Genomic DNA, 24,102 nt, shown 5'->3' on the forward strand with positions numbered 1-24,102 from the left:
AGTATCGTAAAGGAGCGACTTTGATGACGACAGATATCAATTTACTATTGGCATTTGGAGCCGGATTTTTAAGCTTCATCTCGCCGTGTACTCTGCCTTTATATCCAGCATTTCTTTCTTATATAACTGGCATGACATTGGATGAATTGAAAACGAATCGAGGCATTTTGCAAAGACGAGGTATGTTGCATACTCTATTTTTCTTGATTGGTTTTTCAAGCATTTTTATTGCACTCGGATTTAGTACAAGTTTGTTCTATACGTTTTTCCAGCAGAATCAAGAATTAATCCGCCAAGTTGGTGCGATTTTTATCGTATTATTTGGTCTGCTTGTTGTGGGCGTGTTCAAACCTGAGTTTTTAATGAAAGAACGAAGAATTCAGTTTAAAAACCGACCATCCGGTTATTTAGGGACGGTATTAATAGGAATGGCCTTTGCAGCTGGATGGCAACCATGCACGGGGCCGATTTTGGCGTCAGTGTTTGTATTGGCTACAGATAACCCTGGTTCAGGTGTATGGTATATGCTTGCTTATGTTCTTGGATTCGCTATTCCGTTCTTCGTACTGTCCTTATTCATTACAAGACTTGGGTGGATTCGAAAACACAATGCGAAAATCGTGAAGATTGGCGGATATGTCATGATCGCTGTCGGGATATTACTATTCTTTGATGGGATGACATACATCATCCGTATATTAAGTCCGATTTTTGGTGACTTCCAAGGGTTTTAACAGGTAAAATAAATGGTATGAGGCAGAGGTGGTGTTGAAGATTAAATCCATATCAACTTATGAACAATGGCAGGAAGTCGTTCAACGCGAGAAGCATCTGCTGCTAATTGTGAAAACGACGAACTGCTCGGTATGTGAAGGGTTATATCCGCAAATCGCTGCACTTGAAGATGAAGTGTCCATTCCGTTTTATGTCGTGAATGCAGCAGAGGTACCTGAACTTGCAGGGCAGCTCAGTTTATTTACAGCACCGGTTGTCATATTGATGTTACAAGGAAAAGAGTATGCAAGGTATGCAAGGTTTGTACCTGTGAAAGAAGTACTAGAAAAATTACAAGAATTACAGAAATGGGAGGAATCCAATGTTTGAACTGTATAAACAAATTCCTTCACAATGGCTAATCATTGGTTCAACCATCATGGCAGTGGTCATGGGGACAATTGTGATGATGGTACGCGCGAAATCTGCGAATAGACCGGTCAGTGCGAAGAAAATAATACTGCCACCATTGTTCATGTCTACAGGGGCTTTGATGTTTGTATTTGAATATTTCCGTGTTCCTCCAATGCAAATTGCAGAGGCACTTGGTGTAGGATTGCTGTTTTCATTGGTGTTAATTTGGACGTCCAAATTCGAAGTGAAAAATAACAACATTTACTTGAAACAATCGAAAGCCTTTATTTTTATATTAATTGGTTTGCTGATTATAAGAGTCATTGCAAAAGTCATTCTAAGCTCGACGATTGATGTAGGCGAGTTAAGTGGAATGTTCTGGATCCTTGCTTTTGGCATGATAGTGCCATGGCGCATTGCGATGCTGATTCAATATAAAAATCTCGAGAAGAAAATCATCCATAATCACACAGAAAAGCCGACCTTAACTTCATAGGTCGGCTTTTTTCTATATTTGTTAGCTATTTAGCTCAATCCGCACGGGGGCCTGACGTGAGTCGCTTTTAGGTTTAAAACAAATGTTCATAAGGAGTCATATCAATTTTCATAGACTCAAGCTTTTTGCGTAGGAATTTATGATCTCGCTTCGGTGTTGCTTGAATATATCCTCGAATAATATGATCATGCTCAATGGAAGTCGCTTTTTCCTCCAAAGCAATTTGACCCACTTTACCCGCAATCTTTTGTTTAGCAACTGGTCTGAATAATTCAGGAACAGGAGTGACCAGCTCATTCAACATCAACTTTGCTTGATCTCCCCATAAGTGTAGAGACTCCTGGACGTAATGCTCTTCCCAGTCAAGTACGGATTTTCCATCATCTTTCGGCAACACTTTTAAAAACTTGCGGAACATGAAGTAGCCACCAATGGCAAACAGGCCGGCAAGTACAAATACCCAAAATACAATAAACCACAAAAACCAACCATCTAAGCCCAACATTCTCACCTCTTATACACGATTCTTCTATTATAGAAGGTTTTGGCAAAAAAAACACGCCCTATGTATCTTTTTTCTTGTTTTCTCTCTATGTAATGAGTGAAAGGAGGTGATGCAACATGGCAAACGTTGATTTCAAAGAAGCGGTTGTACGTTTAACGTATGACGCAGGACTCACTCAGGATGGGAAAATGATTAAAAAAGCGAAAACGTACCGCAATGTAAAACAAACTGCAACAGCTGACCAATTATCGGAATTAACAGGCATACTATCTAGCTTTTCATCGTTTCCGATTATCGCTGCTGAGAAAATTGAAACAGGTAATATCCAAAACTAATGGAGAGAGGAGACTAACAAATGGCACAAGTACTCGAAATGCAATTTGAAACAGCTGGTGGCAAAAAACTTTCTGTTTCCATCGATGATCCACGTGCGGATTTAACTGCACTGGAAGTGGAAACTGGGATGCAAGCAGTAATTGCAAGCGCAGTCTTTGAAGTGGATGGATTCGGTTTAGCTAATGCTTATAATGCACGTTTAATCGAACGAAATGTAACGGATCTGGTGTAATACCATAAAAGGCTGCCCCGAAAAGTGGGGCGGCCTTTTATTTTACAAGGAGGTTAAAATATGGAGCAATGGCTGAAGTTAATTCAAGAAGTAGGTTTTCCGATCTTCGTGTCGTTTTATTTGATGCACCGTGTGGAAACAAAACTTCAACTCATTCACGAAGCGTTGTTATCATTAAAAAACGGATAGACACAAATTCGTTGAAATCGCTGGATACTCCCTCCTTGAATTCATAAATCCGATTCGATAAGATGAATAGGAGCGAAAGTGGGGAGAGTCCATGACGAAACTAACAAAAGCGTTCATAGTCATAACTTTGAGCGTAATCTTATTGGCTGGATGTAATTCAAATAAGTTTAAAGCAGAAACTGACTGGGAAGTAGAATCTTTTTCACATGAATCACAACGTGGGGAAGACGTATCCTTGGATAGTTTAAAAGGGAAAGTATGGTTGGCAACATTTATTTTCACTAATTGTGAAACGGTGTGTCCGCCGATGACAATGAATATGACAATGGTGCAAGATGAATTAATCAAATTGGGTGTGGAAGATTATAAAATCGTCGCATTTAGCGTAGATCCAAAAGTGGATACACCTGAAATCTTAACAGAATACTTAGCTAAATTTAACCCACCTGACGAAACCAAATGGGAATTGCTTTCGGGTTATGATCCTGTTTATATTGAACAATTTGCGAAAGAATCATTTAAATCTTTAGTCAAAGCTGATCCTTCCTCCAATCAAGTGGTCCATGGGCAAAGCTTCTACTTAGTCGATCAAAACGGTGTAGTTGTAAAAAGCTACAATGGCTTTCAAGATGTGCAAAAAGAAGAAATCGCATCTGACATGAAAGCATTAATCGAACAAGGAAAGTAAAATGAACAGGCTAAGATAGATTTAGCTAATATTTAGTAGGATAGTTAGTCCTTTATGAGGACTAACTATCCTTTTTTTATTGATTGTTTTTGATTTTCTTCTTCAACTAATGCAGCAGGTATCTAAGGAAAAAGAATAACCATAGGTTTTCACGTTATTTTTACCATATACTGTATAACTTAACTGAGGAGTAGAACGTGCTGAAGTTAAGAATATGAATGAAACGTAACATCTTTGTTAATCTTAGATGATTCAGCAGGGAAAGAAAAATGAGAAGTATCTCACTTAACATTCACTAATTTCTTAAAAAAAGTCAGCTGTCTTTTCATACACGTCTGTCACAATAAGGATTGTAAGATCGTTTCACACTACATTTTAGGAGGAATTCGGTTATGAGAAAGAAATTGATCATTCCAGCATTGGCTTTAACTTTAGTGGGAGGAGCAGTCGTAGGTACCAGCCATATGATGCCTGCGTTTGCCAAAGACAATACAAGTAACACCAATCAAGAAGAACATCAAGATAAAGAGAACAGTGCACAATTGCAAAAAAGCGCAAAAATTTCTAGTAAAGAAGCAGAAGCCATTGCCTTAAAAAAAGTTCCCGGAACAGTGAAAGAGTCTGAGCTGGAAGAAGAGGATGGTGTCCTTATTTATGGATTTGAAGTGCAAACAACTTCAGGTGATGTAAAAGATGTCAAAGTAAATGCAAAAAATGGTGACATTTTCAAAGTTGAAAATGATGACAACGATGAAGGCGATGATGAAGGAGATGGTGAAGAAAATGATGACAACATCAAAGATCTTCAAAAAAGAGCTTCATTATCAAGTAAAGAAGCAGAAGCCATTGCTTTAAAAGAAGTTCCCGGTACAGTAAAAGATTCTGAACTAGAAGACGAAGATGGCGTCGTTGTGTATGATTTTGAAGTTCAGACAACGTCAGGAGTGAAAGATGTTAAAGTAAATGCTGAAAATGGTGATATTTTCAAAGTTGAAAATGAAAATAACGATGAAGGCGATGATGAAGAAGACGGAGAAGAAAATGATGACAACATCCAAGATCTTCAAAAGAGCGCTTCATTATCAAGTAAAGAAGCAGAAGCCATTGCTTTAAAAGAAGTTCCCGGTACAGTAAAAGATTCTGAACTAGAAGACGAAGATGGAGTCGTTGTGTATGACGTTGAAGTTAAAAAGTCTGCAGGGATTATCAAGGGTGTCAAAGTAGATGCGTCTTCAGGCAAAATCATTAAAGTTACTGACGATGAAGATAATGATGATGAAGTCGAGAATGACTAACATCAAAAATAAATCTATAAATAGTTCAAAGGAATAGATGAGCTTATTTCATCTATTCCTTTTTTCTTGCCAATTGTTATTAGTGATTTTAATTTATTCAGGTACGATTTAGAAAAAAGAGGGTCGTTGTGATTAAACAAAAGGATTTACAAAGGAGCACGAAACCGGTTAGTCGCGATGAACCACTTAAATTAGCATAAAAAAAGATGATGTTTATGCTTTTAGGAATAAATGGGCAGATGAGACCAAGACCATTTGCAAGTTAATTGGTTATTTAAGCCTTCAAATGGCGAAGTTAAGTGTTAAGTGAAAATAGATTGATGTCGAACAAAATTGTAAGGCTCACTGTTGTTCGATTACATAGACATTACCTGATTTCTTGGAGGGTTCATATTGAAGAAAATATTGTTAATTGAAGACGAAGATAGTATCTCAGAATTTTTAGAGTTAGAACTCAAACATGAAGGTTTTGATGTCAAAGTTGTCGATGATGGGAGAGAAGGCCTGGACGCAGCGATGAATCAAGAGTTTGATTTAATTTTACTCGACCTAATGCTTCCACATTTAAATGGAATTGAAATATGCCGTAGGTTAAGAGTGGTAAAAGATACACCGGTCATTATGTTAACTGCCAGAGATAGCGTTATGGACCGAGTCATGGGTTTAGATGTGGGTGCAGATGATTACGTTTCAAAGCCTTTTTCTATTGAAGAACTATTGGCCAGAATGCGTGTGATTTTTCGGAGACAGGAGAAGCATGAAGAAAGCATCGCCAAACATTTAAAGTTCAAGGAGATTGAAGTCGACACCATCTCTCGGACTGTAAAGAATAGAAGCAAAGAGGTTACATTGACAAAAAGGGAGTATGAACTTCTCTTGATGTTTATGCAAAATGTCAATCGAGTTTTAACACGTGAAATCATTTTAGAAAAAATTTGGGGATATGAGACATTTATTGAAACGAATGTGGTTGATGTATATGTTAGGTACTTACGTAACAAAATTAGTATCGAAGATGAAAACTACATCCAATCCGTTCGCGGGGTAGGGTATGTGATGAAATAATGAAGTTCAAGACGAAGTTAAAACTCAAATGGAAACTTGTTTTATGGTCGACTCTCTTAATGATGGGTTTATTTCTATCTTATAATTTATTGCAGTACTTCGTGATGAATAGTTGGATGGTTCGATACGAAGAGCAATCGATTGAGAGAAAGATGGATGCTACTCAAGAGTATTTCTCGGAGCAAGATAATCAAAACTTATCGATAAGTACGTTTAAAGAGAGTGAATCTTTTTTAGAATCTATTAATGAAAAATCAGAAACGATACGAATATATGATCGATATGGAAGAAGCGTTGTTGCAGTAAGTCAAGAGGAGGAATTAATCGTAACCGAAAAAACTGTTCAAAATGAACAGTTTGAATTACAAAAGATTGGTGATGATAGGCTCCTCGTTTTCAGAAAACCACTAGTAGGGACGAATTTTGTTGGGACAATCGAAATCGTGAAAAATCTAGAAATTTTTGATGATTTGTTAGAACAATTTGGAATGATGATGTTTTTAACAGGCATTGGCGCCTTTTTTTTAAGTTTATTAGGTGCGTTATTCCTGTCAAAACAATTTTTAAAACCCATTCAGGATATTTCATATACCTTAACGAGGATAAAGAAATATGGATTGGAAGAGAGGGTAATGGTTCATCAAAATCAAGATGAAATTGCCCAACTTGCAGTTCATTTTAATGAGCTAATGGACCAATTAGAAGAGTCTTTCAATCAACAGAGACAATTTGTGGAGGATGCTTCTCACGAACTGAGAACACCACTATCTGTATTACAGGGAAACCTTATGATGTTGGAGCGGTGGGGGAAGAACAATACTGAAGTTCTCAATAAATCATTAACTTCCTCATTACGAGAAGTTGAAAGAATGAATAAGTTAGTCAAAGAATTGTTAGAACTTTCAAGGCTTGATTCTGAAACAACGAATGATTCAAACATTACACAAATTGAGCCGAAACTTGTGATTGAAAAAGTAATAAATGATTTTAGACTGACTCATCCTGATGTTGATTTTAATCTATTCTTAGCAGATAAAGCACCGATTGCGATGACAGAAAGCCATTTAGAACAAGTCGTTACCATATTAATCGATAATGCGATTAAATACTCTGACTTCAAAAGTAAGCTAGTAATTCACTATCAGTCAAAAGATCTCGAAAATGAGATAATTGTGCAAGATTTTGGAATAGGAATATCTAAAGAAGAAATCCCATTTGTCACGCACCGATTTTATCGCGTTGAAAAATCACGAAATCGTAAAAAAGGTGGTTACGGGATTGGACTTTCCATTGCTCAAAAAATCATGGATACATACATGGGAAGTATGAGAATAGAAAGTGAGGTAGGAAAAGGAACATCCGTTACACTTACTTTTCCTAATCCAAAATGATTCAAATCGTAATGATTTTATTCCCGGTAAATACCAAAAAAACTCTTCCATATTGAAGAGTGTAGTAGGACATTTTTTACTATTAGTTCGAAATGGTGTGATTCATGAATGGATAAAAAAATTAAACTTTCGATTTTTTTAATCATCGGCTTATTTTCCTTTATCGGTTTTGGGGTAATGGCTATTTTGGTTCATGGTCAAAAAGTGATTAAATTTGATGATATAGTCATCAACTCAATTCAAGGATTAGAGACCCCTTTTTTGACGACAATCATGAGGTTTTTCACTTTCCTTGGGTCTATTACAGCCATCGTATTGTTGGCGGTTGTAATTATGTTAATTTTCTATTTTGTGTTTAAACTCAGATCAGAATTACTTTTATTTTTAGGCGTGATTGTAGGCGCGAATATCCTTTTTATCACGTTAAAACTTATTTTTCATAGAGCACGTCCAGACCTGCATCGACTCATTGAAATTACGGGGTATAGTTTTCCTAGTGGGCATTCCACGAATGCAATAGCTATCTATGGTATCCTCTCATTTATTCTGTGGCGACATATTCCCATCAAATGGGGACGAACTGTTGTAGTAATTTTAAGCGTTCTGATGATTTTAGCAATTGGTATTAGTCGAGTTTATTTAGGCGTTCATTATCCGAGTGATGTGATCGGTGGATATTTTGTTGGAGGTTTTTGGTTAATAATTAGCATTTGGCTATATCAGTTCTACAAAGAAAGGTTATATGAACGAAAACATAATCTCAAAGTTGATAAATAAGCAATGTCTTTTATCTATATCGTACAGTTTTTCATAGGACTTCACTTTTCGAAAACTCGGATGCTGCCTTTCTTACAACGCTTAACCTGAAAATCCCCAAACAAAAAGACCTTCTCAAAGTGTCCCGAGAAGGTCTTTTGCATTTTTAATATAATTCAACCAGTGCAGGATATCCTTTGGAGTGATCAATTGGTAACGCTTTCCTGTGTGTGTGAAAAATTCAGTGATAAATCGTTGCCATGAAGAAAAAAGACATCAACTGGTCCGAATGGTCGATTCATATCCCGAAAGGAAAACGGCCAGTATCGTCCTCTTCACGAAGGAATGTGAGGAACACTTGAAAGTCTATCTTGAACCTCAGTGGGACGACTTGCCATATCTGTTTCTGAATACATCCAATAGCGAGCAGATTTGCAGGCGGACCATTCAAAAGCGGTTTACGCGTTAAACCAATAAGCTTGGCATTAAGCTGACCCCACATACGCTCAGACATACGTTCGCAGCACACCTCGCCATCAAAGGGATGCCGCTCGTGTGTATCCAGACCCTGTTGGGCCATCACGATTTGAAACAGAAGCAATACTACGTAAGGCTCTACGACCATGCCCGGAAAGCCATCTATGACGAATGGATGTAATTTATATAGGGAATCTTCGCAAAAATTATATTAACGCAAATAACCTACCATTCATAAAATGCCCAAAACCCTTGAATATAAGGGTTTTGGGCATTTTTGTTTAGGTGTTAAGGTTAAGAAAAGAGGGATTAACGCAAAAACGACTGAAAATCGAGCAAATTCGAAGGAATAAATGAAGATAAGGGTTGTTTTCTATCGAGTTAAACCTGAATATAAGGGTTTTGCAGAAACGGATGAAATATATTTTATGAAATCAGCGAGAGTAATCGGTGAAGCCATTGGGAATTTAAATCAATATATTGGCGACCAGTTTGTTAAATATAGAGTGAGACATTTAATAATGAATGGAGTCTTTGAAATAGAAGGTATTCCAAAAGCAATGAGGTTTTACAGTGTGAAACTCCGTTAATCTTCTTAAACTAACGGATGCTTTAGTCAAGTAGAGCAACGTCTTTTAAGACGTTGCTACATTTACATATAAAAGTACTTCTGATAAACAACCGGTTATAGCAGGTTCAAACAGTGCAGTGGTTACAGGATTGTTCAAAAATACTTCCTACTATTTAAGAGTAAAAGTAGTAGGCGGCTTGAACGATGGTATATCTAACGTTGTTACGGTAATAACAGCAGATGATCCATTACTACCTGCTAAAAAGAACAACAATTAAAACCGCAATAATGAATGTGAAAAGCCGTTCACAGGCAGTCATTTATGCCGTTCGAAATCAACTTGTTCCGTTTTCTTATTTAAAAATCACTTATAAAAAAATGTCCTGTCCCTTATTATGTCCCTCTTGGTATAGCACTTTTGTTTTATGCAGATATAGAACCAAAGAACAGCAAAAGATACATCCTATGTTTAATTTTCAGAAAAATATAAATGTGGGATGATAAGGGTTAATTGGTTTATATTTCTGAATATTTAATGAATAAATGTTGAAAACTCCCAGTTGATACTAGATTAGTTGAAAAATTTTAATAACCTGATGTTGAAAGACAGATCAGTGTATTAAATGTGAAGTTAAGTCATTGGCACGAAACCTTTACATTTTTACAAATATATTAATTTACTTTTAGTTAGATAGGGGAGAGGAATGAGGAAAAGGAGAAACAAAAAAATTATTATTAAAATCATTGTTTCGTTCGTAATTCATTGCACTAAATGTGTAATAAAGAGACAGGGACTTGGAGGAAAGAAAATGGGGAAAAAAGCAAACAATAAAAGTAAGGTCTTAAAAAGCTTGGCTGTATTTGCTCTATCATCTAGAAACCGTAAGTTCAAGAACATTTTAGTAACAACGACGATGAGTGCTTTATTACTGTCATCTGTCATTCCGTACAACGTGCTAGCGGCATCATCAACACCAATCGATCCTTTTCATCAGGATTCGAGCGCTCCACAGTTGACGAAAGAACAGATTGCGGCATTGAATAAGTACAGCATAGGTGGTCCAGAAATTTCGTCTAAGATCAACACATCAAGCGTGGAACCTGTTCGCGTCATTGTTGAATTCAAGCAAGCACCGGCAAAAGTAGCTGTCATGCAGGCACAAGTAGCTGGAAACAAGACAACATTAGAAGAAGAAACACAAGACGTAAGCGATTCGCACAAACAGTTTCGTGCATTTGTGGATGGATTGTCTCAGCACAAAGCTGGCCTAAGTGTTAATGCAGTTACTGCGCAAACTGTAGCTAGTGAAGAAGATGCTGGAGATTCATCTGCCATCCAAATTACAATAGAATACAAGAACGCGTTAAATGGGGTTGCCATGACGCTTCCAGGAAACATGGTCGAGAGACTATTCGAATCTGGTCTTGTTAGCCATGTATTCGCAGATGAAATAGTCAAACTTGACCCGATAGAAGTGGAACAAGTGAAACAGCAAAGCGTTGAAGGGTTAAAAGAAAATTCGATCCCACTTCCGGGAATTGATGCGCTTCATAACGAAGGCATTAAAGGAAACGGCATTAAAGTCGGTGTGTTAGATACAGGAATCGATTACAATCATCCAGATTTAACGGATGTGTATAAAGGATACCGAAAACAAGAAGGCGTTGATCCAACTAAGATTAACCCGAGTTCGGTTAAAGGATGGGATTTCGTCGATAACGATGCAGATCCGATGGAAACAACATATGATGACTGGGTGAATGCAGGTAAGCCAGTCATACAAGGTCGTGAATACCCGACGTCCCACGGTACGCACGTATCTGGAACAATCGCAGCACAATCGAAAGCCAATGTCGAATATCCGGCACAAGGGGTTGCCCCTGGCGTTGACTTATTTGTCTACCGCGTACTAGGTCCTTATGGTTCTGGTGCTTCAAGCGGGATTGTTGCAGCCATTGACAAGTCCGTTAGTGACGGCATGAAAGTCATTAACCTGTCACTTGGTGCAGCGAGTAACAATCCACTATCAGCAGAAGCAATCGCGGTTAACAATGCGACACTCGTTGGTGTTACATGCGTTATTGCAGCAGGAAACTCAGGTAATTATGCATATACACTTGGCACACCTGGAGCAGCAGCGCTTCCCATCACGGTTGGTGCAAGTGACTTCTCGATGTCGATTCCGACCGCAACTGCAACAGTTGGAAACGAAACGTTCACCAACTTTAAATTGCTTGGAAAAGGGTTCAATGACCACGTGGAAACACTTGCGAATAAAACGTATCCAGTTGTGTTTGTTGGCTTAGGTGGCGAGGATGATTTCAAAGATGTTGATTTGCAGGGGAAAATAGCATTGATAGAGCGCGGAACGTATGCGCTTAATGAAAAAATTGTGAATGCACAAAAAGCAGGCGCAGTGGCGGCAATCATGTATAACAATGTCGACGGCGACATCGATAACTATTTAGCAAGTGGTGTTGGTTATATCCCAACATTCCGCATGTCAAAAGCAGACGGCGAGCGTTTAAAAGCAGCTGCTGAAACGGATTCAATTACGTTTACTGAAATCGGGTCAATAGTAACAGAAGGTAACCATTTGGCCGCTTTCAGTTCAAGAGGACCCGTTACGTCCACCTATGACATTAAACCGGACGTTGTGGCTCCTGGGGTATCGGTTTACTCGACGTATCCAGAATTTATCCACAGTCCAGAAGCAGGAATTGATTACTCACAAGCATATGCTCGTATTTCGGGTACATCAATGGCTTCTCCGCACGTAGCAGGGATTGCTGCACTGATTTTACAAGCACACCCAGATTACAAACCGGCTGATGTCAAAGCAGCGTTGATGAATAGTGCGGACAAACTAAATGGCGACTATTCCGTGTACGAAGTAGGCGCAGGTGAAGTAGATGTAGCAGAAGCTGTTCATAACGAGATGGCATTCAAGGTACAAGACACCACGATAATAGGTGATGGAAATGGTGGCTTTATAGAGAACGCGTATGAAAAAGGCGCATTGACGTTTGGTACGGTTTACAAAAAAGACGATAGCACAAATACAACAAACCGTACGATTGTCTTTGAAAACCGCGGTACCCAAGGGAAAACATTCGACGTTTCGGCAGAATATAGTAAACCGATTGATACTGTAAGTGCACATGTAAGTGACGCAGTAGCGAACAATGTAACCGTAACGACTTCTTCAGCATCTGTGACGGTCGCTGCAGGGGAGGCAACAAATGTAACGGCAACGGTTAACATACCTGCGAGCGCAGAGATGGGACAATATGAAGGGTATGTGAACATTGTCAACCATGACAATCCAAATGAACACTATCGAATTCCGTTCGCGACTCGCTTCGTTGAAAAAGGAATCGGAGACGTTGAGATCTTGTTGCCAGCAATCTCAACTCTGCATTGGAGGCATCCATATACGGCGCCTCAAACTCGCTATATCTATTTCAGATTAAACAGCCCGATGAAAGATTTATGGCCGATTATCTATGATAAAGACGGCAAAGCACTTGGAGCAAGTTCGGTAAAACCATTTAGTTTAAACGGTGCGCCTCTTGATACGGACCTAAGAGCAGTATTCTCGCCATCGTATTATCCGTTTATCGGCGATCCGAAAGATGAAAAAACAGACATCAAGCAGCCAATGGCGAAACTGCCAGAAGGTGAATATACAATCAAAGTTCGTACAACAGATGCAGATGCTGTGAGATACGAGGTCGTTAGTCAAAAGTTTATCATCGATAACACGTTACCGAAGTTGACGTTAAAAGACCATAAACCTGGCGTCTATGAGCTAAGTGATTCGGACTTTACAAATGAAAAAGGGCCAGATGGAAATATGGCTAATGCGCATTGGGTTCATGCCAACCTGTGGGATGAAGGAACGGCAAAATTAGCATCTTCAGGCTACACACAGTCTGAAAACAAGCTATATTATTACTTTAATCAAAAAGCTGTAGCGAACGGCGATTTCCCACTTGATGCAAATGGGGATACAAAATTCGGTATTGAACCATCTGATATTGAGAATGGCCCAGCAACAATCAAACTATTCCCTATTGATATGGCGAAAAATGGGGAAATTTTAAATGAATCCAATTTCTATGCATTCGTCAAAAAAGGTACACCTTATGTGATACCAACTTACGATAAGGAAAAAGTCTATCAAGATGAAACGTTGACGATGACATTAAATCTACATAACGTAAAGGATTTGATGGCTGGAAACTACAATGTTGAATTCTATGATTGGCTCTTCCAGTTCCAAAGCGTAAAAGTTAACCCAGCATTCCAGCAGTATGCGGATGCAAACGGATTCACAGTAAGTGTCGATGAACCCACTGTGAAGGAACACCCTTTATATCCAGGTATTAAAGACGAGGTGAATGCGGGCGCACATATCAGCGGTGGTGAAGATTTTAAAGGAATCAGTGGTGATACGCCATTCCTTGATGTGACATTTAAACTGATAAATGACCGTATGTACGACGTCTACTATGACACGATGAACGTCGAAGCTAATACAGTGCCATTCACGTATACACAATACGGTGAGCAAGAACCGGTTGTCATCCAATCATTCAACCATATTAACCAATATAAAATCATACCAAAGAGCAATTATGTGGTATCCTTTACCCATCTTGAAGCGTTCTATTCAAACTTTACGATGGATTATTCCATCATAGGAGCAAAAGCATACGCGCAATTGAAAGACGGGATAAAAGTGCAAGGAACGATTGACAAAAAAGGCTTTGTAGATATCGAGAATCTTCCTTTAACGAAAGATCCAATCGATATTGTCGTTGAAGCCCCTGGACATCTGAAGAGCATTCAGAAAGTGACGGTTGGTAAGAAAACACCGTGGGGCGAAGACGTCGGTGAGTATATACAAAAACAAGGTGCTCAACCAGTTGCAGCAGCCGGTGATGTAAATGGAGACGGTGTCATTGACGTGTTAGACGTGAAACAAGTTGCGAAGAAATTCGGCGTTCAAAAACCGACTGATTTCAACATCGAAGACTTGAACCACGATGGTATTGTCAATGCAACGGATATGAACTTTCTGGTTGGGAATCTATACAAATCAAACCCAGATGCAACCATCACACCAAAAGAGATGGTTGACGGAAAAGTGAGCACAGAATTCTTCAACTTGTTAGGTATTAAATCTCTTGTGAACACATTGAAAGCAACAACAAAAACGAATCATACAGCAACACTGAATTGGCTAGCAGCTGTTGATGCAACAAATGTAAAAATTGAAAAATCAACTGACGGCTTATCATGGACGGCAGCTACAACAGCAAGTCCTGTAGCAGTTGATTCAAACACAGCAGTTGTCACTGGGTTAAACGAAAACACGACTTACAAATTCCGCGTAACGGTAACAGGCGGATTAAACGCTGGTTTTTCAAATGTGGCAACTGCAACAACTGATGTCACGTTACCTCCAAACCCAACACCAACTCCAGAGCCAACGCCTGAGCCAATCACATTTGCTGATATCTCAGAACATTGGGCAAAAGAGGATATTGAATTATTAGCAACAAAAGGCATTATTAATGGACTGAAAAATGGATTATTTGAACCCGAAAAAGATATTACACGTGCAGAATTCACAGCCCTACTTGCGCGTGCTCTCGACTTGCCAAAAGCAAAGGAGCAAGAAAACTTTACAGATGTCCGACCAACGGATTGGTATGTTTCGGAACTACAATCAGCTGTTGAAGCTGGATTAATCAATGGTTACGAAGACAATACATTTAAACCAAGTATGTACATCACACGTGAACAAATGGCTGCATTAATGGGTCGTGCATACAAAATCATAGAGAAACAAGCACCAACAGTGGATGTGGATCAAGTATTGGCAAAATATATCGATCGTAAATCTATCAGTGCATGGTCCAGAGCAGACGTAGCATTAGCTATACAACTTGGCGTAATTCAAGGAAACAAGGCAAATGAATTGCAACCAAAAGAATCTGCAACAAGGGCAGAAACAGCAGTCATGCTAAAAAGATTACTGGTAGAAATTAAACTGCTGGAAGAATAGATTTGCATAAAGCGATATCCATCAAATAAAATGACAAATTATCAAAAAGGGTATGTTCAAAGTGATTTCTGAACATACCCTTTTTTGCCTCCTTCCGGCATTAAAGAGGAAAACTAAACCGGCACTGACAGAAGAATTGAATATATCGAATTTCATCGTATTTATGATGGGAAAATCAGCCAAGCTGAATGGCTATTTTACATACGTTGTGAAAAAGGTTTGTCTTAGTTTTCATATTTCTTAGAAACTGTAAGCATTAAAACTAAGTATATAATGACACCAATGTATGTAGTCTTGAAATAAAGTTGCGATGTTTATAAAAAAGATGCGATGTTTTGAATAATGTCGCGACGTTTGCAAAAAAGTTGCGTTGATCCGAGCAGGATTAACGCTTTTTTGTTGAACTTATTGAACTAACGGAGCAGGTTAGTAAAACAATATAAAAGTTAATTCGTAAATGTATTAATAATTTTAAGGAGGTAATAAATATGAAAATAGAAATTGAAGTTAAAGCATTTGGAGAAGTTGAAGTTCAAGGTATAGAAGACTCTTTTAAAGATGTTGAACTAATGGGTGTACATAAACTTTCTAAAGATACAACACTAGGTGAAGTAGAAGCTCTATTATCTAGGTTATTTGGAGAAGATGAAAATGGTTATAAAAATCCAGAACAATGTGTCGGTAATAAAATCACGATTCGTGCAAAAAAGGAAAATGGTGAAATTGTATATTTAGGTTAGAAGTTTTGTTGATATAACGGGTACTTTACTTCAAGAAGCCTTTTCTTATTGAACTAACAAGGCAGGTTAGTTCAATAAAATCATCAAATTCTAGGAGGGGATAAAGTTGAATAGGGATGTAACATTAGCAGCTTATTTAAGCTGGTTATTAATTGATTGAAATTGGTTGGTTATACGGAAAAGTTAATAGCCCATATACAACAGGTGAAATTGTTTACGTTGTGGTAGTAATTGCAGTAACAGTGTCAGTGGGTGCAGTTGGGATAAAGTCATTCGGCAATTTGAAAGGTAATTAAAATTTATTTGTTGAACTTATTGAACTAACGGGGCAGGTTAGTTGAACAAGGGAAATGATAAAATGAATACTTAAGTGTGCAAAGGAAGAGAGGATGATGATATGAATTACAAAGATTTAATGAAATCAAAAGGTTATATTTATCTGAACAATTTGTCAGAACCTGAAGAAAATGCCCTATGTATATTAATCGATAGATGTAAAATCAGTAACAAAAGTGAGGATATAGATTTAGGTGAACGATTAACAGAAGCTTATTATCCTTTTGAAGTGGATGATGGATTGCCAGCAATTCAACTTGAATTTAAGTCCTATGTATCTTATTCGGTAATAGATGAGTCATTTACAGTGGTGGATGAATATGAAGTTTTTCAAGGTGAAATATTTAAGGTTTACACCAAATCAAGATACTTAGATTTCATTAAAGCTGGAACCATAGCAGAAGATATATTTCCCGAAGACAACTTTGTACATTATCAGGTTCCTTGCTTGAATCATATAATCGATATTATTTCGTATGAAGAACCTAAAATAACTGAAAAAAAGAGAGGGTAATCTTCAACTAACGGGTGCTTTAGTTGAAGAACATCGGGCGCTTATTCAGCTCTTTCTTATTCAACTAACGTAGCAAGTTAGTTGAATAAGCATGTATATTTAGAAGTATACAAATTAGTTTACTTTTATTGTTTATGGAGACTATGTATTTTTTATGTTGATGAATGTGCAAATAGTCCCACTTATAATCTCTATGATTACCAGACAGGGCTTAATCTCGTTGGTAATTTATCTCCATTTGCTTCATAAACTAATTTTGTTAAATCTTCTTTGAGCATTTGCAGGCGTTCAGCACCTATGTTTTCAATCCAACGTTGCTCAATCTCAGTTAGTATCTTCTCTTTTGCTTTCACTACTAACCAACCTCGTTCCGTCAAAACAATAATTTTACCTCTCTTATCAGTGGGATGAGCTTTGCGCATTACATAGCCACTTTTCTCAAGATAATCCACCATTTTACTCACAGCTTGCTTTGTAATTCCTAAATATTCGGCTAGTTCTATACCTGTTGCTCCATTGGGAGTGATGCATTTAAACATAAAACCATGTACAGGTCTAATATCTCCAAATCCCAATTCACTCAATCTGTCATGTAATTCATTAATTGATGTACTAAAGGATAATGATAATAGTGATGTAAGATCCAATTCACTAAATACTTCATGATTCATACATAAAACCTCCTTAAATAAAGTCAATTAGGTTGACTTTATTTGAAACCCATTGTACTATACACCATGTAGTCAATCAAGTTGACCATAGTTCAATTATAAAAGAAATAGGATTCACCGAAACAAAATTAATACATTATGGAGGGTTCTCATGGCTAACATCGTTAAAATTAGAGGAAGTGTATTTGCACCGTATGCTTGGTTGGAACCTATTAAAGATCCTGCAACAGAAAAGATATTCGAATACACTGGTGATGCACGTGAATTTACACCAAACGCTGTAAACACTACACGGTCAAGATTAGAGCAAGAAGTGATTATTGATTTTTATAAAAAAGAAATTTTCACATATACAAATGCTTGTATCGTAACTGTAAAAGTTACAAATCCAGCTGGTTCTATTGATTATAAAAAAGGAAAAACAAGTACAGAAAATATTGTATGTACTAATGTTGTGTGGGGCACTGATGAAGTTTCTTTTGAAATGAGGGCAAGTGCAAGCAATCCTTTAAATGCAGCAGCACCTGCGGCTGATTATTTATTAACTATACATGTTAACAAGAGTGGTGTTGCACAAATTGAAGGTGCACATGATGGGTTCCCCTGCTATGAATTTTATAAACAAACAGATTTTGGTCCATTTGAATTAATATATACACATGATTTCAGAAAAACTGGTGACACTCCGGCAGCGCTAGCTGGGGAAATGGAATACAGTTTTAAAACGACAATCTAGATATAAATATAAGTAGAAGTTTACAAGCAGCAAATATTAAAGGAAAAGCAATAATTTATACGAAAGAAATTGCGATCTGTTTTGCTCAATGGCTCAATATTATTATCCAAAATAAAATTAAAAATCATAGAGGTGTGTCTCATGACTAATATCGTTAAAGTTAGAGCAAGTGTATTTATTCCAATGTCTTGGACTGAACCTAAGAAGGATACTCAAACAGGAAACGTGATTCAATTCGAAGGTGACTCACGTGAATTTACACCATATGCTGTAAACGCTATGCGTTCCAGGATTGAACAAGAAGTAGTTATAGATTTTTATAAAAAAGAAATCTTCACATATGCGAATACTGGCATAACAACAGAAAGAATCACAACTACTGATGGTTCCGTTAATAAAAAAACAGGAAAAGCTAGTACGGAAGGTATTTTGTGCACTGATGTTGTATGGAGGTCAGATGACGTCAAATTTCAAATGAGTGCTAGTGCTGGCAACCCATTAAATGTATATGCACCTCCCGTTGATTATCTATTAACTGTACATGTCAAAAAAGATGGTACTGTCGATATTCAAGGTGCACATGATGGATTCCCTTGTTATGAATTTTATAAGCAAGTTAACTATGGTCCGTTTGAAAAGATTCATACACATGACTTCAGAGAAACTGGTGATACAGCTGAAGCTCTAGGTGGAGACATGGAATATAGTTTTAAAAAGATATTGTAAAGCCAATAGGATTCCCTTTTTAGTGAATAAATATATAACAACATAAGAGTGAGCAACAGGAGGAAAAGAGAATGACAACAGTTTTATTTGTAAAAGCAAACGATCGCCCAGCAAACCAAGCAGTTAGTGTGAAATTATATGAGGCTTTTTTAGCAAGCTACAAAGAATCACATCCAAATAATACAGTGATAGAGCTTGATTTATTCAAGGAAGAATTGCCATATGTAGGTGTAGATATGATTAACGGTACATTTAAGGCAAGTAGAGGACTTGATTTAACAGCAGAAGAAGCAAGAGCAGTAGCTGTTGCTGATAAATATTTAGATCCATTCCTTGCAGCTGATAAAGTTGTATTTGGTTTCCCTTTATGGAATTTAACTATCCCAGCTGTACTACACACATATATTGATTACTTAAACCGTGCGGGCAAAACATTTAAATATACGCCAGAAGGTCCAGTAGGTCTTATTGGAAATAAAAAAATAGCATTATTAAACGCAAGTGGCGGTGTATATTCTGAAGGACCAAAAGCTGAAGTAGAAATGGCTGTTAAATATGTAGCAAGTATGATGAACTTCTTCGGTGTAAAAGATATGGAGAAAGTAGTGATTGAAGGTCACAGCCAATTTCCTGATAAAGCAGAAGCAATTATTGCTGCTGGGCTTGAAAAGGCTGTTAAAGTAGCAAGTACATTCTAATTAACAAAATGCTTGCCACCCTGTAGGGCAGTACCAACACTTTTATAGTGGTGGTACTGCTTTTTTTTATTCACTTATCTCATTACTTTTGGGCAATGATTGGAATTGCTATATTTGATACTATGCAACTTAAGAAGAAAGTAAAGCCTTTTTCCTTTTTGAGCTGACGGGGCAGGAGGTGATCAGGCAGTCATTTATGCGGCTCGAAATCAACTAGTTCCGTTTTCATAATTAAAAATTACTTATAAAAATATATCCTGTCCCTTATTATATCACTCTTGGTATAGTACTTTTGTTTTATGCATGTATAGAACCAATAACAGCAAGAGTTACATCTTATGTTCAATTTTCAGAAAAGTAGAAATATGGGATGATAAGGGTAAGTGGAATAAATATAAACTCAAAAAGGAGAGACGTAAATGAAAAAAAGTAAATTGAAAGCATTTAAAGTCATGTCTACTGCAGCTGTCACATCTTTACTTCTAACATCTTTAACAGCTTTTGCAGAAACGAATGAAACTTCAACCAAGTTTCAACCATTGGAAGATATAGTGGAGCAAGAAAGTAAGGATCTTTATAGTGAAGCTGTTACTAAAGAAGGTTTAATTAAAGCGTATAGCCCGAATGAAATGGTCCGCCTAATCGTTGAAGTTGAACAGCTAACTGATGTGGAGCAATCATCAAAAAATAAAAAGTCAATGATGAAGCAAAAGCAAGACAAAGTGATTGATGCAATCACTAAAACGAAAAATTCAAAAGTAAATTCCGCTACTAAAGTGAAACATCGTTATTTTGAAGGTTTTAACGGATTCAGTTTAGAAACTGAGTTTCAGAATTTGAAAGAAATCGAGTCTATTCAAGGAGTTACGAATGTACATATTGCTAAAACATTCCATGAAACGATGGCAGCTAGTAAAGAATTGGTACAAGCTCAGAAAGTTTGGGAACAATATGGCTATAAAGGTGAAGGATTAGTTGTCGCGGTCGTAGATTCTGGGATTGATCATACACACAAAGATATGAAACTTTCTGATGATGCAAAAGCGAAAGAAAAATGGACTCAAGATAAAATGGATCAAAAAATGGCAGATACAGATGTAAACGAAATTTGGTACTCAGATAAAGTCCCGACAGGTTATGATTGGGCAGACAATGATACAAATGTCATCCCTGGGTTAAATGGTAGTTCGCATGGAACACACGTTGCTGGAACAGTTGGAGCTAATGGGGACGAAGCAACTGGTGGGGTCGCTGGAATTGCTCCAGGTGTTCAACTATTAGCTGAGAAGGTATTTTCTGATAATGGCGGCGGAGCCTATGAGGATGATATTATCGCAGGAATCGAGCATGCCGTTACAATGGGTGCAGATGTTATCAATATGAGCTTAGGTGTTGATGCAGGCTATGTTAGTGAAGAAGATGATCCGACTCAAAAAGCCATTCGAGTTGCGACAGAGCGTGGAACACTAGTTGTAGTGGCAGCTGGTAATTCCGCTCATAGTACGAAAAATAATTTATTTCTTGACTCTGCTTCAAAGCCATATGCAGAAAATCCTGATATTGGTACAGTTGGTGCACCGGGTGTAGGTCCATATGCTTTATCGGTAGCATCCTATGAAAATACAAAATTGCATTTAAATACTTTAGCAGATACAGATGGTTTTCAGCTTCCTTTCCAAGATCAAACGATGTTTCCTGCAAAATATAATTTTAAACTTTCAAGATTTTTAAATCCGAATCAAGAGTATGAAATGGTGTATGCAAACGAAGGACGAAGCAAAGCTGATTTTCCCGCCAATAAAACTGGCTACATTGCAGTAATAAAATTATTAAATCAATATACTTCTTATTCTAGTATTCAATTTAACGCAGAAAGGTATGGAGCAAAAGCGGTTATCATAATACCAGCTGATAATATGGCGATTGATTATCCTTATCTAAGATTAACTGAAAATTCAATTCCAACTGCTACAACAGGTAAGGCTCCAGGCCAAGAACTATTAAATAAACTAAAAAGTGGTCAAACCGTCAAGATGAAATTAGACGGGGAAACTTGGATAGATAATGCAAAAAAAGACAACATGTCCAGTTTTTCATCCTATGGTTCTCCAAGTACATTAGATTTTAAACCAGAGATTTCGGCTCCTGGTGGAAATATTTATTCAACTGTTCCAGGAAATGATTATGAAAACATGAGCGGTACATCAATGGCAGCACCTCATGTCGCAGGCGGTTCAGCATTGTTATTGCAGGCACTTTATCAAAAAGGATTAACCCATTCAGAAGATACGGTGTTAAAAGCAAAGCTTGCTTTAATGAATACAGCTAATGTTCTCATGGATCCAAAAACAAACGGTGAAGTACCATATTCACCTCGCTTACAAGGATCTGGTTTAATGAAAATTCAAAATGCCATTAACACACCTGTCATTGTGACAAGTCGAAACACGCCTTTAGAGCAAGCTGGAGCAGTTGCTTTAAAGGAAATAGGCCAAACTACAAGCTTTAAATTAAACGTGGAAGCATTCGAAAATCCTAAGGAAAAAAATAATAGTGAGGATATCGAATACCAAGTTTTTGTAGATGTTTTAAAGGATCAGAAGGAAGTGAAAGAATATGATTTAGACACTGATGGTGACTTGGATTCCAAGGAGTATCTAACTTTAAAAAGTGAACGAATCAATGGAGCAACAGTCACTGTCAATGATAATAAAGTTACTGAAACAGAGGGAGCTCTTCTTAAAATTAAACCTGGTCAAACAAAACAGCTGACAATTAATGTTAATTTACCAGATTCCTTAAAGAAAAATAGTTTTGTAGAAGGATTTGTTCGTCTAGTTCCGGTTACCAAGGATCAAGATAAAGCCGTGCCTTTATCCGTTCCCTATATGGGCTTCTATGGAAATTGGGATGAACCACTAAATATCGATCCTCCTGCATGGGAAAAAGATGCATTTTTAGGTTATACTGCACTTTGGGATGGAACATCAGAACGTTATCCAAAGGGATATGATCCAAGTACTGGAACGTTTGATCTTAACAAAATTGCCATCTCTCCAAACTACCATCTAAATGGTATCTATTCTTCATTTACGGCTTTACGTAATCTACAAAAAACAGAAATGTTTGTTGAAGATCAATCAGGTAATATCGTTAAATATTTAGGTGACTTCAGTGAATATACAGGGACACCATGGAAATTCAGAAAGAATATCATGTCATTTGGGGACACTTATTACAATGAACTCTATTATTGGGATATGACAGATGAATCTGGACAATTTGTACAAGATGGAAATTATCAATATGTGATTAACACGACATTAGACTTTCCAGGTGCAAAACCACAGGAAGTTAAAATGCCTGTGAAAGTAGATTCGACACTACCTAAAGTTACAGACATTAATGTAACTCCAGAGGATGGAAAATACGAAATTTCCTGGAAAGGCACAGATAATGAAAACGGAAGTGGATATGTTGCTGCAATGGTTTGGGTGAACGGAAATTATTATCTACCAGGAAAAGAGTCAACATTACTATTAAACTACGAACCGAAAAATATTGTAGTAATTGGAGCAGACAACGCGTTTAACCACTCTTACACCGTTTGGGGAGATCAAAGTCCACAATATATGAGTGAATGGATGGTCCTTTCCAATTCTAGTGTATGGCCGACTAAAAATTTAAACAATAACACTCCAACTGAGCTAGATTACTTTGCCCAAAACAGATCGGACTGGACGTTTTATGTTAAAGATACAAATGGTAATATAGTCGATACGTTTGAAGTTAAAAATGAAAAAGAAGTTCATAGAAAATGGGTACCTAAACCGGATCTTCCAAATGGTAACTACTTTATTTCAGCTGATCTAGTAACAAAAGATGGTTTTAAAGTAACAACAACGTCAGTAAAAGTTACAGTTCTTCAATAACTAATAAAAAATAAAGAAAGCTAACCATAATAAAGGGTTAGCTTTCTTTGTATGTTTTCGGAATTAGGATCTAACAAAAGAATAGGTCATATATACATTCGGTAATTCATTATAGATTTCTACATAATGAAATCATGTCCGAATAACTTGAAATTCTATTATATTATTGTAATACTGATAATATTTTCAATAAATTTTTATACATATAAGTCTATGGAACTATGCATTAATTAAATAGGTTGTTTTTCTAAGTAGCGCGATAACCATCATTATTGCTATCTAGATCCGATGAATCCCCACCAAAAAAAAACACACGTAACATTATATTTAAGAGTGAAGAGCGAAGTGACTAGTCACTTCGCTTTTCTTATGTAAATATGTATGGTTGTGGATTACCGATAATAGTGAGCAGGGATGGACTCGTAACTGTTTCTAAAGCGAAACGCTGAATCCCAATCTCCACATTGTGGGGGCTGGACGCCTAAGTTCTTGATGGCTACCGGATATGAAAAGGTAATATCACCGTTGCCTATTTTAGAGGAG

23 protein-coding genes are annotated in these 24,102 nt (G+C 37.2%); 21 read left to right on the forward strand and 2 right to left on the reverse strand.

Annotation, left to right across the window (positions count from 1 at the left end; all coding sequences use genetic code 11):
* The first annotated feature begins 23 nt into the window (after window positions 1-23).
* Genes HMPREF1210_RS03145 through HMPREF1210_RS03155 form a run of 3 tightly spaced genes read left to right on the forward strand, consistent with a single transcriptional unit; the run spans window position 24 to window position 1,624 of the window.
* Window positions 24-734 (forward strand): cytochrome c biogenesis CcdA family protein, encoded by a 711-nt coding sequence (locus HMPREF1210_RS03145; RefSeq protein ID WP_016427156.1) that lies wholly within the window; start codon window positions 24-26, stop codon window positions 732-734.
* Window positions 735-774: 40 nt separating this feature from the next.
* Entirely contained in the window at window positions 775-1,104 is a 330-nt protein-coding gene (locus HMPREF1210_RS03150) for a thioredoxin family protein (protein ID WP_036659673.1), read from the forward strand.
* A 1-nt stretch (window position 1,105) separates the two neighbouring features.
* Window positions 1,106-1,624: a CcdC family protein gene (locus tag HMPREF1210_RS03155; RefSeq protein ID WP_147640323.1), complete on the forward strand. Its 519-nt coding sequence runs from the start codon at window positions 1,106-1,108 to the stop codon at window positions 1,622-1,624.
* A gap of 73 nt (window positions 1,625-1,697) precedes the next feature.
* Here the strand turns inward: HMPREF1210_RS03155 and HMPREF1210_RS03160 are convergent, their stop codons facing one another.
* A complete protein-coding gene (locus HMPREF1210_RS03160; RefSeq protein WP_016427159.1) occupies window positions 1,698-2,129 on the reverse strand; it encodes a DUF2621 domain-containing protein in 432 nt (143 codons plus the stop codon).
* A gap of 116 nt (window positions 2,130-2,245) precedes the next feature.
* On the opposite strand from HMPREF1210_RS03160, the gene HMPREF1210_RS03165 reads away from it, so the two are divergent.
* From HMPREF1210_RS03165 to HMPREF1210_RS03220, 14 genes are all read left to right on the forward strand, one after another.
* Window positions 2,246-2,464, forward strand: a complete 219-nt coding sequence (locus HMPREF1210_RS03165) for a DUF1659 domain-containing protein (protein ID WP_016427160.1) — start codon at window positions 2,246-2,248, stop codon at window positions 2,462-2,464.
* A gap of 20 nt (window positions 2,465-2,484) precedes the next feature.
* On the forward strand, window positions 2,485-2,697 hold the full coding sequence (locus HMPREF1210_RS03170; RefSeq protein ID WP_016427161.1) for a DUF2922 domain-containing protein: 213 nt from the start codon (window positions 2,485-2,487) through the stop codon (window positions 2,695-2,697).
* Window positions 2,698-2,757: 60 nt separating this feature from the next.
* Complete coding sequence (locus tag HMPREF1210_RS17505; RefSeq protein WP_016427162.1) at window positions 2,758-2,886, forward strand: YvrJ family protein; 129 nt, start codon at window positions 2,758-2,760, stop codon at window positions 2,884-2,886.
* Between the two features lie 91 nt (window positions 2,887-2,977).
* A complete protein-coding gene (locus tag HMPREF1210_RS03175) occupies window positions 2,978-3,574 on the forward strand; it encodes an SCO family protein (protein ID WP_016427163.1) in 597 nt (198 codons plus the stop codon).
* A gap of 392 nt (window positions 3,575-3,966) precedes the next feature.
* Window positions 3,967-4,869 carry a PepSY domain-containing protein gene (locus tag HMPREF1210_RS03180; protein WP_016427164.1) on the forward strand — a complete coding sequence of 301 codons (903 nt, stop codon included), beginning with the start codon at window positions 3,967-3,969 and terminating at the stop codon, window positions 4,867-4,869.
* Between the two features lie 393 nt (window positions 4,870-5,262).
* The gene (locus HMPREF1210_RS03185) at window positions 5,263-5,934 is read left to right on the forward strand and encodes a response regulator transcription factor (RefSeq protein ID WP_016427165.1); all 672 of its coding nucleotides are present in this window, start codon (window positions 5,263-5,265) and stop codon (window positions 5,932-5,934) included.
* Between the two features lie 104 nt (window positions 5,935-6,038).
* Window positions 6,039-7,325: a cell wall metabolism sensor histidine kinase WalK gene (locus HMPREF1210_RS03190; protein WP_196930494.1), complete on the forward strand. Its 1,287-nt coding sequence runs from the start codon at window positions 6,039-6,041 to the stop codon at window positions 7,323-7,325.
* Window positions 7,326-7,433: 108 nt separating this feature from the next.
* Window positions 7,434-8,102, forward strand: a complete 669-nt coding sequence (locus tag HMPREF1210_RS03195; protein ID WP_016427167.1) for a phosphatase PAP2 family protein — start codon at window positions 7,434-7,436, stop codon at window positions 8,100-8,102.
* A gap of 469 nt (window positions 8,103-8,571) precedes the next feature.
* Window positions 8,572-8,739: a tyrosine-type recombinase/integrase gene (locus HMPREF1210_RS18585; protein WP_369757996.1), complete on the forward strand. Its 168-nt coding sequence runs from the start codon at window positions 8,572-8,574 to the stop codon at window positions 8,737-8,739.
* 172 nt (window positions 8,740-8,911) lie between these two features.
* Window positions 8,912-9,148, forward strand: coding sequence for a DUF3658 domain-containing protein (locus tag HMPREF1210_RS03205; RefSeq protein ID WP_016427168.1), 237 nt, complete (start codon window positions 8,912-8,914; stop codon window positions 9,146-9,148).
* Between the two features lie 790 nt (window positions 9,149-9,938).
* Complete coding sequence (locus tag HMPREF1210_RS03210; RefSeq protein WP_016427169.1) at window positions 9,939-15,206, forward strand: S8 family serine peptidase; 5,268 nt, start codon at window positions 9,939-9,941, stop codon at window positions 15,204-15,206.
* A 488-nt stretch (window positions 15,207-15,694) separates the two neighbouring features.
* Window positions 15,695-15,946, forward strand: coding sequence for a hypothetical protein (locus HMPREF1210_RS03215; protein ID WP_016427170.1), 252 nt, complete (start codon window positions 15,695-15,697; stop codon window positions 15,944-15,946).
* A gap of 152 nt (window positions 15,947-16,098) precedes the next feature.
* Window positions 16,099-16,242, forward strand: a complete 144-nt coding sequence (locus HMPREF1210_RS17930) for a hypothetical protein (RefSeq protein WP_155974201.1) — start codon at window positions 16,099-16,101, stop codon at window positions 16,240-16,242.
* 101 nt (window positions 16,243-16,343) lie between these two features.
* On the forward strand, window positions 16,344-16,796 hold the full coding sequence (locus HMPREF1210_RS03220) for a hypothetical protein (RefSeq protein WP_016427171.1): 453 nt from the start codon (window positions 16,344-16,346) through the stop codon (window positions 16,794-16,796).
* A gap of 197 nt (window positions 16,797-16,993) precedes the next feature.
* Here HMPREF1210_RS03220 and HMPREF1210_RS03225 read toward each other — a convergent pair whose 3' ends face one another.
* On the reverse strand, window positions 16,994-17,467 hold the full coding sequence (locus HMPREF1210_RS03225; RefSeq protein ID WP_016427172.1) for a MarR family winged helix-turn-helix transcriptional regulator: 474 nt from the start codon (window positions 17,465-17,467) through the stop codon (window positions 16,994-16,996).
* A gap of 151 nt (window positions 17,468-17,618) precedes the next feature.
* Between HMPREF1210_RS03225 and HMPREF1210_RS03230 the strand changes: the two genes are divergently transcribed.
* The 4 genes from HMPREF1210_RS03230 (at window position 17,619) to HMPREF1210_RS03245 (ending at window position 23,559) form a co-directional block, all read left to right on the forward strand.
* A complete protein-coding gene (locus HMPREF1210_RS03230) occupies window positions 17,619-18,203 on the forward strand; it encodes a DUF3238 domain-containing protein (protein WP_016427173.1) in 585 nt (194 codons plus the stop codon).
* A 141-nt stretch (window positions 18,204-18,344) separates the two neighbouring features.
* On the forward strand, window positions 18,345-18,929 hold the full coding sequence (locus HMPREF1210_RS03235; RefSeq protein ID WP_016427174.1) for a DUF3238 domain-containing protein: 585 nt from the start codon (window positions 18,345-18,347) through the stop codon (window positions 18,927-18,929).
* A gap of 71 nt (window positions 18,930-19,000) precedes the next feature.
* Window positions 19,001-19,627 (forward strand): FMN-dependent NADH-azoreductase, encoded by a 627-nt coding sequence (locus HMPREF1210_RS03240; RefSeq protein ID WP_016427175.1) that lies wholly within the window; start codon window positions 19,001-19,003, stop codon window positions 19,625-19,627.
* Between the two features lie 419 nt (window positions 19,628-20,046).
* Window positions 20,047-23,559 (forward strand): S8 family serine peptidase, encoded by a 3,513-nt coding sequence (locus tag HMPREF1210_RS03245; RefSeq protein WP_016427176.1) that lies wholly within the window; start codon window positions 20,047-20,049, stop codon window positions 23,557-23,559.
* Window positions 23,560-24,102 lie beyond the last annotated feature (543 nt).

Origin of the sequence: Paenisporosarcina sp. HGH0030 (assembly GCF_000411295.1) — a bacterium.
Classification (GTDB): Bacteria; Bacillota; Bacilli; order Bacillales_A; family Planococcaceae; genus Paenisporosarcina.